Source organism: Paenalkalicoccus suaedae (genome assembly GCF_006965545.2).
GTDB classification, from domain to species: domain Bacteria; phylum Bacillota; class Bacilli; order Bacillales; family Salisediminibacteriaceae; genus Paenalkalicoccus; species Paenalkalicoccus suaedae.
Genome location: NZ_CP041372.2, coordinates 3682061 through 3699524 on the forward strand (window position 1 = coordinate 3682061; position 17464 = coordinate 3699524).

At 44.3% G+C, this 17464-nt stretch carries 16 protein-coding genes; 6 read left to right on the forward strand and 10 right to left on the reverse strand.

Translation table 11 applies throughout. From position 1 onward, the window contains the following. Positions 1–98 precede the first annotated feature (98 nt). From FLK61_RS18675 to FLK61_RS18690, 4 genes are all read left to right on the forward strand, one after another. Entirely contained in the window at positions 99–1607 is a 1509-nt protein-coding gene (locus tag FLK61_RS18675; protein WP_176010850.1) for an FAD-dependent oxidoreductase, read from the forward strand. Positions 1608–1637: 30 nt separating this feature from the next. Next, complete coding sequence (locus FLK61_RS18680) at positions 1638–2810, forward strand: M20 family metallopeptidase (protein ID WP_176010851.1); 1173 nt, start codon at positions 1638–1640, stop codon at positions 2808–2810. A 93-nt stretch (positions 2811–2903) separates the two neighbouring features. Next, entirely contained in the window at positions 2904–3266 is a 363-nt protein-coding gene (locus FLK61_RS18685) for a PilZ domain-containing protein (RefSeq protein WP_176010852.1), read from the forward strand. 80 nt (positions 3267–3346) lie between these two features. Next, the gene (locus tag FLK61_RS18690; protein WP_176010853.1) at positions 3347–4009 is read left to right on the forward strand and encodes a type 1 glutamine amidotransferase domain-containing protein; all 663 of its coding nucleotides are present in this window, start codon (positions 3347–3349) and stop codon (positions 4007–4009) included. Positions 4010–4060: 51 nt separating this feature from the next. Here the strand turns inward: FLK61_RS18690 and FLK61_RS18695 are convergent, their stop codons facing one another. From FLK61_RS18695 to FLK61_RS18710, 4 genes are all read right to left on the reverse strand, one after another. After that, positions 4061–5587 (reverse strand): alpha-amylase, encoded by a 1527-nt coding sequence (locus tag FLK61_RS18695; RefSeq protein ID WP_176011309.1) that lies wholly within the window; start codon positions 5585–5587, stop codon positions 4061–4063. 195 nt (positions 5588–5782) lie between these two features. Next, positions 5783–5956, reverse strand: a complete 174-nt coding sequence (locus FLK61_RS18700) for a hypothetical protein (protein WP_176010854.1) — start codon at positions 5954–5956, stop codon at positions 5783–5785. A gap of 153 nt (positions 5957–6109) precedes the next feature. Continuing rightward, the gene (locus FLK61_RS18705; RefSeq protein WP_176010855.1) at positions 6110–7756 is read right to left on the reverse strand and encodes a glutamine--tRNA ligase/YqeY domain fusion protein; all 1647 of its coding nucleotides are present in this window, start codon (positions 7754–7756) and stop codon (positions 6110–6112) included. 33 nt (positions 7757–7789) lie between these two features. Further along, positions 7790–8992 carry a class I SAM-dependent rRNA methyltransferase gene (locus tag FLK61_RS18710; protein WP_176010856.1) on the reverse strand — a complete coding sequence of 401 codons (1203 nt, stop codon included), beginning with the start codon at positions 8990–8992 and terminating at the stop codon, positions 7790–7792. Positions 8993–9307: 315 nt separating this feature from the next. Between FLK61_RS18710 and queF the strand changes: the two genes are divergently transcribed. Beyond that, positions 9308–9796 (forward strand): preQ(1) synthase, encoded by a 489-nt coding sequence (queF, locus tag FLK61_RS18715; protein ID WP_249777640.1) that lies wholly within the window; start codon positions 9308–9310, stop codon positions 9794–9796. Between the two features lie 156 nt (positions 9797–9952). On the opposite strand, the gene FLK61_RS18720 is transcribed toward queF, so the two are convergent. From FLK61_RS18720 to FLK61_RS18735, 4 genes are all read right to left on the reverse strand, one after another. Then, positions 9953–12043, reverse strand: coding sequence for a DUF2157 domain-containing protein (locus tag FLK61_RS18720; protein WP_176010858.1), 2091 nt, complete (start codon positions 12041–12043; stop codon positions 9953–9955). Positions 12044–12199: 156 nt separating this feature from the next. Next, on the reverse strand, positions 12200–12607 hold the full coding sequence (locus FLK61_RS18725) for a hypothetical protein (protein WP_176010859.1): 408 nt from the start codon (positions 12605–12607) through the stop codon (positions 12200–12202). A 121-nt stretch (positions 12608–12728) separates the two neighbouring features. Further along, a complete protein-coding gene (gene yidC / locus FLK61_RS18730) occupies positions 12729–13550 on the reverse strand; it encodes a membrane protein insertase YidC (RefSeq protein ID WP_249777641.1) in 822 nt (273 codons plus the stop codon). 16 nt (positions 13551–13566) lie between these two features. Further along, positions 13567–13857 (reverse strand): hypothetical protein, encoded by a 291-nt coding sequence (locus tag FLK61_RS18735; RefSeq protein WP_176010861.1) that lies wholly within the window; start codon positions 13855–13857, stop codon positions 13567–13569. A 150-nt stretch (positions 13858–14007) separates the two neighbouring features. Between FLK61_RS18735 and FLK61_RS18740 the strand changes: the two genes are divergently transcribed. Further along, the gene (locus FLK61_RS18740; protein ID WP_176010862.1) at positions 14008–14760 is read left to right on the forward strand and encodes an SDR family NAD(P)-dependent oxidoreductase; all 753 of its coding nucleotides are present in this window, start codon (positions 14008–14010) and stop codon (positions 14758–14760) included. Positions 14761–14815: 55 nt separating this feature from the next. Here FLK61_RS18740 and FLK61_RS18745 read toward each other — a convergent pair whose 3' ends face one another. Together FLK61_RS18745 and FLK61_RS18750 are read right to left on the reverse strand one after the other, a co-directional pair. Next, entirely contained in the window at positions 14816–15511 is a 696-nt protein-coding gene (locus FLK61_RS18745; protein ID WP_176010863.1) for a DUF429 domain-containing protein, read from the reverse strand. Positions 15512–15513: 2 nt separating this feature from the next. Further along, positions 15514–17031, reverse strand: coding sequence for a cryptochrome/photolyase family protein (locus tag FLK61_RS18750; RefSeq protein WP_176010864.1), 1518 nt, complete (start codon positions 17029–17031; stop codon positions 15514–15516). Positions 17032–17464 lie beyond the last annotated feature (433 nt).

The window sequence follows — 17464 nt, forward strand, 5'->3', positions numbered from 1 at the left end:
TATACACCTATTTGTCGAAACTTCCCACTACCAGGAAGAATAGTTCGTTACAGACTATCCAACACTATCCTTATCAAGATAATAAAGGAGTGTCTATCATGACAAAGCTTCCACCAGAAACAAATTCCTATTGGAGATCCTCAACGGACCCAACCACGTTTGACCAATTATCGAACGATTGCCAATTTGATGTGGCTATTGTTGGCGGTGGTATTACAGGGATTACAGCAGCCTATCTTCTCCAAAAGGCAGGTAAGAAATGCGTCCTTTTAGAAGCAGATCGATTATTTGCTGGAACGACCGGATACACGACGGCCAAAATAACGGCTCAGCACGATGCCATTTACGATGAATTAATCGGTCACTTTGGGCCAGATAGCGCTCGCCTTTATTATGACCTACAAATGAACGCAAAATCCTTCATCGAAGACACAATCAAATCAAATGAGCTAGAGTGTGGACTATCAAAGGAATCAGCTATTTTATACGCACGAACTAAAAAAGGATTAGAGACCCTACAAAAAGAGCAGGCAGCATATAAACGTCTGAATATACCTTTTACCGTCTCACAAACTCTACCCTTCAATGAACCTATTGAGCATGCGCTCATCATGCCTGATCAAGCACAGTTTCATCCGCTTCGTTATTTGAGCTTTCTCGCGGAAGAGTTTTTATCTGCCGGCGGGACAATCTTTGAACAAACTCCTATCGTTGAGTTTGTGGAGGAAACATACCCTGTGGTTGTAAGCGACAAAGGTCATAAAGTCATTGCTAACTTTGTTCTCTCTTGTACTCACTTCCCTTTTTACGACCGAGAGAACCTATATTTTACAAGAATGCACGCAGAACGTTCTTATGTGCTAGCGGTAAAGGCCCCTTCTGTAGAAGGAATGTATTTAAGTGTGGATGAACCAAAGCGTTCCATCCGTTCTGTGACGATTAACGGAGAATCGCATCTGCTAGTTAGTGGAGAGGGTCATAAAACTGGTCAAGGCTTACCTGAGATCGAGCATTATCTTGCGTTAGAGAACTATGCGAAGGACGTCTTTAAATCAGACATCATCTCTTATCGATGGTCCGCCCAAGACTTATACACAGTGGATAACCTCCCCTTCATCGGTGTATTAAGTCAGGTTTACCCCCACACTTTTCTTGCAACTGGCTTTAGAAAGTGGGGCATGACAAACGGAACGATGGCTGCTCATATGTTAAAAGACTATGTGCTGGGGTCTGAGACCGATGAAATGGCGTTATTTGATCCAGAACGTTGGATTATTGATCCAAGCCTTAAGACGTTTCTTAAAGAGAATGCGAATGTAGCGTATAAATTTATTAAAGGGAAGCTCAGCTTTGCGACGAAACAGCAAGAGGAAGTCAAAAAAGGTGAAGGCGCGATCGTCTCCTGCGACGGGCGCAGAGCAGGCGCGTACCGAGATGAAGTTGGAAGACTCCATGTAGTGGATACGACTTGTACACATTTGGGCTGTGAGGTAGAGTGGAATAATGGAGATAATACATGGGACTGCCCATGCCACGGCTCACGCTTTCACTATAACGGGAGCGTCATAGAAGGCCCAGCAAAGCAGCCACTAAAAAAGCTTAGATAAAAAGCCAACGCACGGAGAGGGGAAATAATAGTGAGAGAGACCATTACACAAACCATTGATGCACATAAGCATACATTTTATGAGACGAGTCAGTACATCGGAAATAATCCAGAGCTTGGAAACGAAGAATTCAAAGCGTGTGAAGCACTGACAACACTTCTACACAAACACGGATTTTCTGTGGAAACAGGAATGGTTGACGCGCCAACAGCATTTATCGCTACATATGAAAGCAACAAGCCTGGTGCAACAATCGGATTTATGTGTGAGTATGATGCACTCCCTGAAATCGGGCATGCGTGCGGACATAATTTAATTGGGACGCAAGGCGTCGCAGCAGCAATTGGACTTAAAGAGGTACTAGACGAGACAGGAGGCACGATCAAGGTTTTTGGGACGCCAGCTGAAGAAACAAAAGGAGCAAAAGTGACAATGGCAGATGCCGGCTTATTCGATGAGTTAGACGTCGCATTGATGGCACATCCCTCTGCTGAATACGTGAAGAGTGGCTCCTCGCTTGCAATGGACGCCATTCAATTCGCCTTTAGGGGCCGAACAGCACATGCAGCTGCAGCACCAGAAGAAGGCATCAACGCTTTAGATGCAGTGATCCAGACGTTTAATAGTATTAATGCACTTCGTCAGCACGTTCGCTCGGATGTCCGTATTCACGGCATTATTAAAGAGGGCGGCCAAGCAGCAAACATTGTTCCTGACTATGCTGTAGCGCAATTTTACGCACGCGCTAAAAGTCGTCAAACCGTTAATCCTGTTACAGAAAAGGTCATTGACTGCGCTCGTGCAGCAGCACTATCAACTGGCGCTAAACTAGAAGTCACAAACTACGAATATTCCTATGATGATATGAAAACAAACGAGCCTCTCTCTAACATTTTTACCGACCAGCTAGTATCACTCGGTATTCGTCCTGACGAAATACTTGATCATGAAGGTGGCACAGGCTCTTTAGACATGGGGAATGTCAGTCAGCGTTGCCCGGCTATTCACCCTTACATTCGTATTTCTCACCGTCCGATCTCTGCTCACACCGTCGAATTTCGGGATGCAGCGTTAAGCTCACAAGGCTTTGAAGGTATGATGATCGGAGCGAAGGCATTAGCGCTAACAGGTTATGAGGTGCTTACGGACACCCACAAGCTTCACCAGATCAAGTCAGAGTTCGTGCCATTCGTGCGTTCGTAAAGAATCTTTTCTCTTTTTTATGAAAATCTCATTTCTTCTTTCCTACAAAAGCTATATAATGGAAAAAATGAATGCTTTAGGAGGACTGAGACTATGGTACGACGCAGACAGGAAGCACTACGCTATGAATTTGGCACTCCACTCGACACAACCTTCTTTATCAGTAAGGTAAATGGGAAATCGTACAAATCTAAAACGGCGAAAGGCGTCGTCTTAAACATTAGTCCCGGAGGTCTTCGCCTTCAAACAGCACTCTCTTTACCCGAGGACAGTTGTGAGCTCACGTTTGATGTCACGATCCAAGAACAAACCATCCAGCCTGAAGGCGTCATTATGTGGAAAGAAAAAGCTGGTGAGGTTTTTACCTACGGCATTGATTTCACTACAGAGGACCATAAAGATACGATCATGAAAGAATTGAAGGAATATGCAAAGACACATACAAAGAAACGCTAATCATACCTCTTGTGACGTTTATCTAAAGGAATACCCGGGAAAGAAGGGTTAGAGTAACGCACTTTAGGAGGTAATGAATCATGACAAAGAAAGTATTAATGGTACTTACAAGCGAAGCAAAGATGGGCGGAGACAATAACACAGGCCTATGGCTAGAAGAGTTTGCAGCTCCTTACGTCACGTTCGTAAAAGCTGGTTTTGATGTAAAAGTGGTAAGTATTGCTGGAGGTCAGGTTCCTTTAGATCCTAACAGCTTACCTGAAGAAAGTCAGTTAGAATGGCAGGAGGCAGAATCTAAGCTTGCTAACACAGAAAAGCTATCTGAAGAAGACGTATCAGCAGGCTACGATGCTGTCTTTTTACCAGGCGGTCACGGTACGGTTTACGACTATCCGGACAACCTCTTACTACAGCGACTTCTCAGAGAGACAGCTGAAAATGATCGCGTTATCGGATCTGTATGCCACGGACCTAGTGGACTCATTCATGCCACTTATGCAGACGGAACACCGATCGTAAAAGGTAAAAAGGTAACAGCATTTACAGACTCTGAAGAGAAGGAAATGGGTCTTGAGAACGTTGTTCCATTCCTATTAGAATCTACGCTACGTGATAAAGGCGCAGACTTTGTCAACAGTGATAATTGGGCAGATTTTTCGGTACGCGATGGAAATCTCGTGACTGGACAAAATCCTCAATCAAGCCAAAGTACAGCAGATAAAGTCGTAGAAGCGTTAAGCTAAGCGATGTTAAAAAGCCTTGAGCAGGGATTCGTCCCTCCTCAAGGCTTTTTGTTATTGATTGACGTAAACAGATACGGATCCTCCATTTGTAAAGAATTCGCCCCATCCATCACTATTAATTGTAACGGACGCTCCGTTATTACCAGTCAAATCCGTCCAAGTTGCGCCTGCATGTTGCCGTCCAACGTACATCCACTTTGATCCCCCCGGACCATTTGACATAATTGTAGCCAGACCCGAATTAGGACGTGAAGATGACCCTTCTCTTGTCCATCCTACGATATCCCAATGATCAAAATAGTCATGCTGCGTACCATAGGCATAATGTTGACGAGCATCAAGCAGTTCATCAATCATATCCTTTTTAGCTGAAATATTATCGTTAGGAATTCCGTAGTAATCTCCGTAAAATACGTTTGGATAACCACCCTCACGCGTTAAAATCGTCGCATAAGCAAGTGGCTTAAACCAATCCGCGACCCACGATTCTAACGACTCACCGGGCTGGGTATCATGATTATCGACAAACGTAACTGCATGCATAGGATGCGACTCTACTAAAGATCCCCGTAAGATATTACGCATATCATAGCTTCCCCCTTGTTGCGATGCCCGGTAAAAATTATAATTAAGCGGAACATCGAATAGGGACATTTCCCAATTCATCTCGTCGAGATAATATTCTAACGCCCCAACATCGTCTTTCCAGTACTCCCCAACGACAAACAAGTCTTGATCTGCTTCATTGCGTTGATGCCTGACCCAATCAGACGTATACCAGAATGGAATATGCTTAATGGCATCTAAGCGATATCCATCTAAATCTAGCTCGTCAGTAAACCAGCTTCCCCAGTCCTTTAATTCCTCCTGAACCTCCAGGTGGCTAAAGTCAATATTCGACCCTAACAAGTAGTCATAGTTACCGTTCTCTTCATCCACTCGCCAGTTCCAGTTCGTATTCGCAAAACGGAAAAGGTGGTTTTCTTGGTAGCGCTGATCCCAGTCAACACCGTTAAAATGGAACCATCTCCACTTAAAGTCTGAATAGGCGTTGTTACGCCCTGGAAAGTCGAAGCCTGTCCAGGCATCAATCGTGTAGGCACCTGAAATGTCCTGCCAACGGTTCGAAGGATTTACTTGAACAGCTTGCACTGCCTCCGTAAAATCAGCTCCCATTTTATGATTCATGACAACATCCCCGTATACATTGATGTCATTAGATTTCAGGGTTCCTATAGCTCGTTCAAGCTGCGCCTTAGTTCCGTATTTCGTTCGAACAGTACCCTTTTGATTGAACTCTCCTAAATCATAAAGATCGTATGCACCGTACCCAACATCCGCCTGACTATTACCTTTGTAGGCTGGTGGTATCCAAATAGCTGTAATACCTGCATCGCTCAAAGCTGCGGCATCATCGTGCAACCGATTCCAATGCTGTCCGTCGTTTTCTAGATGCCATTCATAATATTGCATCATCGTACCGTTCAAACCATCTGCAACTACTACTGAAGGAAATAAAAATAACACAGCCAACATTGCTATTACCCATCTTCTCATCAAATACCTCCTTTTAATGATAACGCTTACATCTATCATAAACAGCTTTAAATGGTGATTGGTAGACAAATTTGATTGAATGCTGTTATTTTTGGGAAAAAGGTGAATTAGTCCTTTAGCCGTGCTAGCAGTTGCACAGTTTTGCGCATCGTTTCGCGTACTTTTATCCTGAATCGATGTTACTTGGTTAAATACGGTTTATATGAAGGGCCTTCTTTATTTATTACTGCTGTAAAGATATTTATTAGATGGGAATTGATTCGTTACAGAGTCAATTGTGTGGATTTCTTGTTCGTTCTCCATATATTGAACAAATGCCTCATCACTTTGCCCATCGTAATGCGGCTCTTTTATTCTGCTTTGCGTCAAGTGAAGGCTCGTTTGCATCACTTGACTGCCTTTTGTATTAAATCAGATGACTTATGTATCACTCTGGTTTATGTATACGTGCATTCACTCCTATAGTAGTAAAAACTAATAAATTAAATTGCCATCCAACACAAAAAAGCGAGGCCACTGGCCCCGCTTCCTAATCCGTTACTCTTATAATTTAAACGAGCTCTTCAGCTCTACAATACGATTAAAGACTAGCTTGTCCTTTGTGCTATCTACTGGATCTACGTTGAAGTAGCCATGGCGGAAGAACTGGAATTTGTCGCCGCCTTCTACGTCAGCCATGTTTGGCTCAACGAAACCTTGCATAACCGTTAACGAATCCGTGTTAACGTGATCAAGGAAATCATCACCTTTTGCGTCATCTGCAATAAGTGAGTCGTAAATACGGAACTCCGCTGGGATCGCTTGCGTTGCTTCTACGTAGTGCAACGTTCCCTTCACTTTACGTCCCTCAAAGCCAGAGCCTGACTTTGTCTCGACATCATACGTACAGTGGATCTCTACTACTTCGCCATTCTCATCCTTGATGACATCATGACACTTGATAAAGTACGCGTGCTTGATGCGCACTTCATTGCCAGGGAAGAGGCGGAAGTACTTCTTTGGTGGGTTCTCCATAAAGTCGCTCTTCTCAATATAAATCTCACGGGAGAATGGGATTTCGCGCATACCCATCTCTTCATTCTCCGGATTAATCTCCGCAGGAAGCCACTCCACTTCATCTTCTGGATAGTTCGTGATCACTACTTTTAGCGGATCTAAAATACCCATTGTACGTGGTGCTTTCAGCTTTAAATCCTCGCGAAGGAAATGCTCTAGCATACGATAGTCAACAAGGTTGTCTGCTTTTGATACGCCGATCTCGCGACAAAAACGTTTAATAGACTCTGGAGTAAAACCGCGACGTCGCATACCAGAAATCGTTGGCATACGCGGGTCATCCCAACCAGATACTAGCTTCTCATCTACAAGCTGCTTGAGCTTACGTTTACTCATAACTGTGTTTGTTAAATTTAAACGAGCAAACTCAATTTGTTTTGGTGTAGACGTTAAGCTACTATTTTCGACCACCCAGTCGTAAAGCGGGCGTTGATCCTCAAACTCGAGCGTACAGATCGAGTGTGTGACACCTTCAATGACATCCTCAAGCGGGTGCGCAAAGGAGTACATTGGGTAGATGCACCACTTGTCGCCCGTGTGGTGGTGCTCCGTGTGAGAGATACGGTAGATGACTGGATCCCGTAAGTTAATGTTAGGTGAGCTCATGTCGATCTTGGCACGAAGTGTCTTCTCGCCGTTACCGAATTCTCCTTCGCGCATACGTGCGAATAGATCAAGATTCTCCTCAACGCTACGGCTTCTAGATGCACTCTCGCGCCCTGGCTCAGTAAGCGAACCGCGATATTCACGAATCTCTTCTTGAGAAAGGTCCTCTACGTACGCAAGACCTTGCTTAATTAAATGAACAGCTTGCTCGTACATCGTCTCAAAGTAGTCGGATGCAAAGCGAAGCTCTTCCCAATCATAGCCAAGCCATTCAATATCTTTACGAATCGCATCTACATACTCTTTGTCCTCTTTAAGAGGATTCGTGTCGTCAAAACGCAGGTGCGTTTTACCGTTGAATTCATCCGCTAATTCGAAATTCAATACGATCGATTTTGCGTGCCCGATGTGTAAATAACCGTTCGGCTCTGGCGGGAAACGTGTGATGATGCCATCATAGGATCCTTCTGATAAATCTTTTGTCACGATATGTTTAATAAAGTGTGCGCCTTCTGTGTGCTCTGCCATACTATCACCCTTCTATTCGTTAATAAATTCTATTTAGGCTTCTTTTGCTTTTAGCTTTTCGATGACATAAACCTTTAAATAGTTGCCTTCTGGGAACTCTTCTAAGGTGACAAAGTCCTCCGGCAAACGGAACTGCTCGACGATGCGATACGTGTGACCAGCTTCGTCAAAGGCTTGATCGATAAAGCTTCTAAATTTCTTTCTTGATAGTCCTGCGTGATTGGTCGAGGCAACGATCGTGCCTCCTGTACGCGTTAATGCAATTGTTTCCTTTAATAGCTTAGCATAATCCTTTGCTGCACTAAACGTTGTTTTTTTCGTTCTCGCAAAGCTTGGCGGATCAACCACGACAACGTCGTATTCTTCCTCACGCTTCGTTGCACGTTTGTAGTACACAAATACATCATCGACGATAATTTTTTGCGACTCAACAGGCAAATGATTGACGCGGAACTGCTCCGACGTCTTCTCTAAGCTACGATTCGCAACATCTACGCTCGTTGTCCCCGAAGCACCTCCCATAGCTGCAAACACAGAGAATGCACCTGTGTAGGAGAACGTATTTAATACCGAGCGATCTGCGGCCAAGTGATCCATCAACATCTTTCTAACCTCTCGTTGATCGAGGAAAATACCAGTCATCGCACCATCATTTAAATAGACAGCTAGATTTACTCCATTCTCTTTTACAATAAGAGGGCTCGGCGCCTCTTCTCCGCTAACAAAGTCGTTGTCCTCGACATATTCGCCTTTTTTAGCAAAGCGCTTCTTCTCGTAAATACCGATACAATCTGTGTACGTTTGAAGCGCATGAACGATGTAATCCTTAAATTGATAAACACCACGACTATACCACTGAATCACATAGTAGCCAGCGTAATTATCAATCGTCACTCCACCGATGCCATCGCCCTCTCCGTTAAACACACGGAACGCTGTCGTTGTTTCGTCTAAAAAGAAAGCACTGCGACGACCCACCGCTTCAATGAGCTTACGGTCGAAGAGTCGCTGGTCGATGGCCTCGTGCTCTCGATGCGTCAAAATCCAGCCAACACCTTTATTTTGTCTCCCATGATAGCCATAGCCGATAAAGTCGCCGTCCTCGGTTACAACCTGTAGGAGCTCCCCTTCTTCATGTAGCTTCCCAGATGATACAAGAGCCTCTTCTGTTAATAAGGGATAGCCTTGTCTATATTTTTTTTCAAAAGATTGCTTAATTTTAACCGTTTTATCCACGGACTCCTCATCCTCCCTGACCGACTACACGCATCATACACATAAAAAACCGCAGCGATTAATGGCGTTTTAATCATTGCGGTTAACGATAAATAGCTTTCCCAAGGCGTTTTTTTAATCGCTTGGCAAAGCTTTTACTGTTGCTGTTGAATTGTCATGTACGTATGCGCGTTTTTCATCGCTCTCACCTCGTATTGCTTTTTAATCTATCACAGCAAAAGACCAATTGCAAATACATCTGCAAGTATTGGCACAAATATGCCGTTCCGTGTAGAATAGGTACGACTGATAAATCACTTAAAGGAGTTGATCACGATGAGCAAAAGTCGTGAGGAAGAAGTACATTTACTAGGTAACCAAAACGTTGAGTATAAAATGGACTATGATCCAGCTATCTTAGAAGCATTTGAGAATAGACACCAGGGCCGCGATTATTTCGTTAAGTTTAACTGCCCAGAGTTTACAAGCCTGTGCCCTAAAACTGGCCAGCCCGATTTTGCTACCATCTATATTAGCTATATTCCAGGCGAAAAGATGGTCGAAAGTAAGTCGCTAAAGCTTTACTTATTTAGCTTCCGCAATCACGGAGATTTCCACGAGGACTGCATGAACACAATTATGGACGACCTCATTAAGCTTATGGGACCTCGCTACATCGAAGTATGGGGTAAATTTACGCCACGCGGCGGTATTTCGATTGATCCTTACGTGAACTACGGTCAGCCTGGCACAAAGTACGAAAAAATGGCCGAGCATCGCATGATGAACCACGACATGTATCCAGAGACAATCGATCATAGATAATTAATTGATTAAAAAGGATAGGATGCGCGATTGCATCCTATCCTTTTTATGTGAATGGAGTGCAACGTGGCATTTTACTCGTGCTGTCTGCATTTCACCCTTGTTCGTATGCATTTATTTTGAGGCGTTTTTTCTTTCCAATTAATTGATATGCGGTTATTCCGCTTCAACTAGTCCTTCAATAATAGCGATCCCATCGGACCCTACAAGAAGTTCGACAGCATCAATTTCAGCCTCATCTTCCGTTTCGACGCGATAGCTAGAGATGCCAAAGTCTGCGTATCCGTATCCTGAGTCGATCCCTCTTAGATAGACTGTGTCTGGATTTGCATCGTCTAACGAGTACCTAATATCCCCATCAAACACGTGACGCCCATCCTCTTCGTCTACTAGCCCGACATACACAGGCTTACCACTAGTAGCACCTGACGTCTCATCAATCCGTTCAAACGGATAGGAGAGGTAGACAACATTATTGTATCCATAGTAGCTGTCATACGGATTGTCGATCGCCACCACAATGGACTGTCCATCTCTAAGTGCAGCCTCACTTGTTGCTACTGGCACTGCCATTAATCCAAACGTGAGCACCATCGCCACTATTGTCACAACGGTAAACTTTGGTCGCACCGCCTCAATCGTTTCCCCACGATCGAGAATCACTGCAGCTATGAGGAAAATCGCGCCGAGAAGGGCAAACGTAAAGGTCGCAGGAAGGTTCTCCCACAGCAGATCAACGTATTGATAAAATAAGAAGATAAACCAAAAAGTCGCTGTTAGGACGATACCGCCTTTATCCTTTAAGCGCACATGCCAGTAAAGGAGTGCCGTCACGATGAGCAGGAATGAGCTCACGTAAATAAAGTAACGCGGACCTCGGTCCCAAACGGTAAATGGCAAGGAATAAAAGTACACGTAAAAGATAAAGAGTGCATGCAAGTAGGGCAGTCTGAATGCAGATTTATAGGCAATAATCGCACCAATTCCTGCTGCGACGGTAAGGATACCTGCTGCTAGCTCACCAGAATTAAACGTAAATGATACCCACAAAACAACCGCCATATTAAATGATAAGAAGACGAGCGTTCGCGTGTACGCATCTTTGACGCGAAGGTAGAGCCAAATTAAAGGAACAATCCAAGTGATCGCAAGGACACCCCAAAAATCAAGAAGTGTCGCTAGCATAAAAAAGCTACCGAAGAGAACAAAAAATTGGACGTAGCTATCACTGTTTTTTCTCAACAGCAGGGCTGTGAAAAAGCTTGCGGCACTAAGGATACCTAGGAAAGTGCCAGAGATATCTTGGAGAACGATGAAAAGAAAGCCTGTGATTGCTCCGGCTGCCACTGCGGCCGCTCCAACAGTGATGACCCGTAGGATAAAGGTACGGCTAGCCTGTTTGGTCGCAATGACTTTATCACTATGCTGATTTAAAACCTTAACGCCGGCCACTACAACTCCTATAGCACCAGCTGCAATGAGAAGGAAGATTAGCGCGACATCGATATCAATTAAATAAGATAAAATCTGACGCGCGATATAAAAAATTCCGGCGATAATAGTAAGGCGGAAAATCCACGTATCTCGTCGGAATAGGGCAAACGACGCTCCGAGAAGCAGGAGATAGTAAATGTGCGCAAAGCCATTTAAACTCTCTAGGACGAAGCGGGTGGAGATGATCAGTCCGTAAACATGCGCCATAGCAAAAAACGCGTACGGGATCATGGCCTGCACTCGCTCATTTTTGCGAGTGAGATAAAATAGAGCAACACTTAATAAGGATGCCACGATAAACCCTAGTAGGAGCACCCAATCAGAGCGTGTTTCGTACGTTGGTGTTAAATAAGACAGGATCGTTGCCTGCAAAAGAGCAAAGCTTAAAAGCTGGAGTGCTGGCTGCTTGGAGGCTACTGCTGCCAGGAAGGTTGGCAACAGCCAAATGAGGAACAACCAGTAAAGCTGCGACTGAGAATGATAAATATCTCCAATCACACCAAGTGCTACTCCATAGCTAATAAAGCCTGCCGTTAGCATGACGCTTGATAAAAAAACAAAGCGTGGGCTAATGCGTTGTGTCATGATTGCTGCGACGAAAAAAGCGAAAACAAGTCCTGTAATGAGGCTTACTTGCACAAGTCGTGGATACAGGTACCAATTGGACTGAAAATAATAAATGATTGCGGCGAGCATAAAGGATATGCCAATAATGTACGTCCACTTCACATAGCGTGCTGGTAAGGAAATCATACGATCTCCTCCTTTTTTAGGAGTAGTTACTATGTGCTAATCATACCACTTATTAATTTGAAAAAAATAGGCTATATGACGGGATTTCGGTTGGTGTGTGGTTGGGTTTTTAGAGGCGGGTTGTTGCTTGTCGTCGTCTCCTATTTGATGCATAACTCACTCCCCCTGCATCACTTCTGCGATCCTATCTGACAAAGACGTTACCTGCATCCAATAGAGAATGGTAAGTCCGATTAAAACAACTGCTAAAGTAGTAAAACTCAATAGTTGGTACACGCGCTTATCCGGAAATCTCAAGATCAATAATCCAATCATCAAAGAAGCGCTACTCATCCAAATAAGCGACGTGCTTCTTAGTGAATCTATGTTGGATGCTAGCATCAATCTAGTGAGTTCATTCGTGTTTTCTTCACTAAATAGCCACGATCTACTCCCTTGTTCTACTAAAAGGCTATCATTCATATTTTCATACGAATACACAAAGGGAAAGAGGTGAAGGGCATACATGATAAACGGGGCGACGATCAAACAGATTACTAGAAAGACTTTTGCCATCATATTCATGTAAAGAACTCCTTTCACTATATATCACCTGTATCATTTACCATTTATTAGCCCCTTCCCTGCCTTAAAACAAATAAACCCCCTGCACGAGCCGTAGCTCATGCAGGAGGTTACATATGAATTAAGATGATACACTTGCGAGGGCTTTTTTCTGCTCCGTGTCTTGTTCTCTATAATACCATCTGAAGAAGAGCGTTTGGATTAGGAGATAAATCCCTCCGATAGACCAGTAGAGCGGAAGTGCAGCTGCCACGTTTAAGGAGAAGATGAGCATCATGATTGGAATAATGAGACTCACGATCTGCATTTGCTTACGCTGGGCTTCATCCAGTGTACTTTGCGAAACACGCATTTGTACGAAATAAATTACACCTGCGATAAACGGCAAAATCATGTCGGATTCGCCAAGCGAAAACCAAAGAAACGTGTGCTGTGCAATTTCTGGTGTTCGAACAATAGCATAGTAAAATCCGAGCAATAACGGCAGTTGAATAAGCATTGGTAAACAGCCGATTGACGTGATGGGATTAAACTGATGCTGCTTGTATAAAGCAAGCATTTCCTGTTGCATCGTCGTGCGATCCTCAGGAGTTGTTTTACCTTTATACTTTTCCTTTAACCCATCTAGATCAGGCTTCATTTGTGCCATCTTATGCTTCGTTGTAAGCTGACCTTTATATTGTTTCATCATTAAAGGCATCAAAACAAGACGAAGTAGCACAGTCATGATAATGATCGAGATTCCATAGCTCCCTTGGAAAAGATCCGCAAAGAACGTGATCAAAAAGGAAAATGGATAAATGATGAAGTGATTGAATAGTCCAGGCGTATCGGACTGAATCGGCTCCGTGTTCATCGAGCAGGCTGATAACAACAGCACTGCACCTAGTAGTAAAAATAACGAGCGATACTTACGGGTAATGGATAAAACAGATGATAACAATAGAATCCTCCTCGATTTAGTTAGAATATGAAATCGAAGAGAGTAGACACTCGGAATCATCGTCCTCTGGTGACTCTTTACGTTTGGCCATCCTTGTCACCCATAGCCCTTGTTCAAATGTTGTGTGCAGGCATTGCCTATTGTCTACGTGCCCTAAAGAAAGCTCTGCACGTGACTGCGTATACGTATAGCGAAAACGACTATCCTCTACGGTAATAACCTGCCAAAATGCCGCTCCTGCGACTGTCATTGCCAAACTCATGAATAAAATCACTGGCAGCAGGTCTTGTGTCCACTCCATTATCATCTGTTCCACCCCCTTCCGAGCAAGAAATTACATTTATTATCATCCATAATAGTAGGATTGTCAAAAGATTTTCTGTCCAAGCGGTTTGAGATAGTCAAAACATGTAAATATAAAAGAGTATAGGGTAGATATACTTGAGGAGGTACAGGCATGGAGGACTTTAAAGGCAAGATTGTTGTAGTTAACGGTGGTACATCAGGAATTGGCGCAGAGGTCGTGAAGCAATTTGCGGAGCGCGGGGCAACGGTTTATTTTACCGGACGTCGCGAAGAAAAAGGGCAAGAAGTCGAGGATAGCGCAAATGGAGATACTCATTTTTATGAGTTAGATGTCCATGATCGCGTTAAAATAGCTGCGTTTTTTGATCATGTCATTGAGCAGGAAGAGCAGGTGGATATCCTGTTTAATAATGCTGGCGTGCTTTCAGTCGGTAGTGGTCCGTTATCCCGAGTTAAAGAAGAGGACTGGGATACATTGATTGAAACAAACCAAACGGCTATGTATCAATTTATGAAGCATGCGCTAACGCATATGCAAAAGCAAAAGAGTGGCACAATCATTAATACGGCTGCGATTTTAGGCAACGATAAAGTGAACCCAATGCTACCAGCCTATAGTGGCACAAAAGCGGCCATCGTTGCGATGACAAAGAGCACAGCGCTTCGATTTGCGCGTAACGGTATTCGCGTTAACTGTATTTCTCCAGGTCCTACAGAGTCAGAGCTTTCCATTAAGGCATATGGAAATAAAGAAACATTTGAAAAGTCTTCTAAAGAGCATCCGCGCGGATCATACGCGCAGCCGCACGAAATTGCAGCCTGCGTTCGCTTCCTAGCATCGGACGCTGCATCCTACGTCAATGGCACAGAGCTTGTGGTCGACGGCGGATATTCCTTAAAATAAAGGAAGAAGCGTTGGAAAGTTTGATCTTCGGATCAGCCTATCCAACGCTTTTTGTTTACCTTAACCCCCCTTCGCGATACACCATGTTCATCGCCGTGCCGTATCGATCTACTTCCTCACGAGCATTGACACGTTTTAGTGGCAAATCATTAAGACTTGCAGCTAGCCCCAAGCAGTACGCATCCATTAAATCGTCTACAGCAACGTCCTTGCGCATAAACTGCCTTGTGCCAAGCTCGATATGCTCCTTAGCACGTTCACTATACGTCGTCATCACATCCATACGCTCGCGCTGCCCTTCTAGCGTCTTTTTACTATGCTTCATCGAACCACCAGCTAACCCTGCAAGTACTACCTCTGGATGTGCTTCACAAAGTGGCATTCCCTCTCTTACCGCTTTGTCTACTTCAATCATCTTGTTAAAAAGATACCAAGACTGCTTAGACAAGCCCTTACCCGTCAGCTCTCTATGCAGCTCATTCGCCTCCGCGTAGGTCTCTACGTCCAATACCTCTCGACATGGGACAGAAAAAACGCTAGAGGCTCTGCCAGGAAGTAGCTTTCGTGCTAGTCCTTCTGTTTGGCGAGGATAGGCTCGTGCATCCGGTATTCCGATCGGCATATCAATCCAAATGAAGTCCGCTTCCACGCGAGGAAGCTCGCTAGTATTCACCCAGCTAACAAACGCTCCATCATCAAAAATGGCGCTTATCCATCCGTTTCGAGAACCATCAATCCCAAGTGTCTTCACGTTTAAAGCTCACCCTTCTCCATACGCTCAAATGTTAGCTTCACTGTTTCTTTCTGTTTTTTCTCATCTTCCTTTGAGCGGTTATCCACGTGCTTATACACCATTTTCATGCGTGGATTATCTCGGAATTTCTTCTCGTGTCGCTCGAGGAAATCCCAGTATAACGCATGAAACGGACAGGCATCCTCTCCGTACTTCTCCTTCACGTTATACGCACAGTCACCACAGTAATGACTCATCTTATTAATATAATTCCCGCTTGATACGTAAGGCTTAGTAGACATCACGCCACCATCTGCATGCAAGGCCATTCCAAGAACGTTCGGTAATACCACCCAATCATAGGCGTCCACGTACATTTCGTTAAACCAGTCTGACACCTGCTGCGGGGAAATGCCTGCTAAATTGGCGAAGTTACCAAGCACCATCAGGCGTTGAATATGGTGACTGTACCCATGCTCAACAACAGCCCCCACAGACTGCTTCATACACGTCATCTTTGTATCTGCTGTCCAGTAAAACTCCGGTAAATCTCGCTTATGATTAAGCTCATTCACGTTTTTATATTTAGGCATGAGCCTAATATAGACGCCACGAATATATTCTCTCCACCCGAGCAGTTGCCTAATAAAGCCTTCTACTGCATTGAGTGGCGCCTTATCATCGTGATAAGCCTGCTCGACCTTTTTAATCACCTCTAACGGATCAAGCAGATTGGCATTGATCGACGAGGATAACAAGGAATGTGAGACAAACGGATCGTCGACTAGCATCGCATCCTGATAGTCACCAAACGTCGACAGCCTTTTCTCAATAAAATGATCAAGCGCCTTTTCCGCCTGCTTAGCCGTGACCGGATAGGCAAACGAATCTGTCTCTCCGTAGTGATCACCGTAGTTTTCTTCTACATCTTTAATAACTTCCTTGGTGATTTTGTCAGGCTTGACCCACTTAGGCTCCTCAAACGACGTTCCCTTCTTCGGCTTCTTACGATTATCCGCATCATAGCTCCACTTGCCCCCAATGGGCTTCTTATCCTCTGTTAACAAAATATCAAATCTCTTGCGAAGCTCTCTATATACCTTATCAAGCTGCCACTTTTCCCCGTCAGGCAGGAGATCCTTCCACTCGTCTCGCTCGATTAAAAAGCCCCCTTCTTCTTTCTTTTTTACCTCTACGTCCGCATCCTTCGCCCACTTATTGATCGCCTTTCGCATGCGATCATCCGACGGCATGTGTACAAGCAGCTCCTTGGTCTTGTACTGGTTACAGTGCTTCGTGATCCCATCCTCAAAGCTATCCGCCTTGCGATAATCCACCTTATACCCCTGATCCTCAAGCTCTTCCTTAAAATGCCTCATGATAGAAAATATAAGGACGAGCTTTTGTTTATGGTAGGATTGCCATGTTGATCTAGATCTTGCTTCTATTAATAAAATGGTGTCTTTTTCTTTGTTAATTTCGTTAAACCACGGTTGATTGGTTGAGCACTGATGTCCAAGTATCCACAGAGTCGCCATTGCTACCTCCCTCCTCTATCGTCTATCTTTTTGTTCCCCAATTTTGTGGTTTTGAGTCCTTAAAATATTTGCTTAAGTGCTAATTAGTTTCGTTCAAGTGCTTCAGCTCTTCGAGCTAAATTGATTAAGTGCTAATTAGTTTAAATCTACTCTTCGAGCTGTCAGCCCTCCAGACACACTACGACATCCATAGGGCCGGTCTTTGAGCTTCTTCGTCGGCAAGGACCGCGTACTTTGCGGTCTGAACTAGCATCGCAGAATGCGCTCTTTGCAGTCTGAGCTAGCCTTGCACTTAGAGAACAGAGGATGATTTTGCCGCTGTTCTCAGGCTAGCGGTCGATGCTCTATTAATTTGCGCCTCCTGTTTGATCCGGGAAACCTCTTTCCCCTATGGATTGTCTCCGAATGTCCTCCGGGTCGGTAAGCTTGCGTT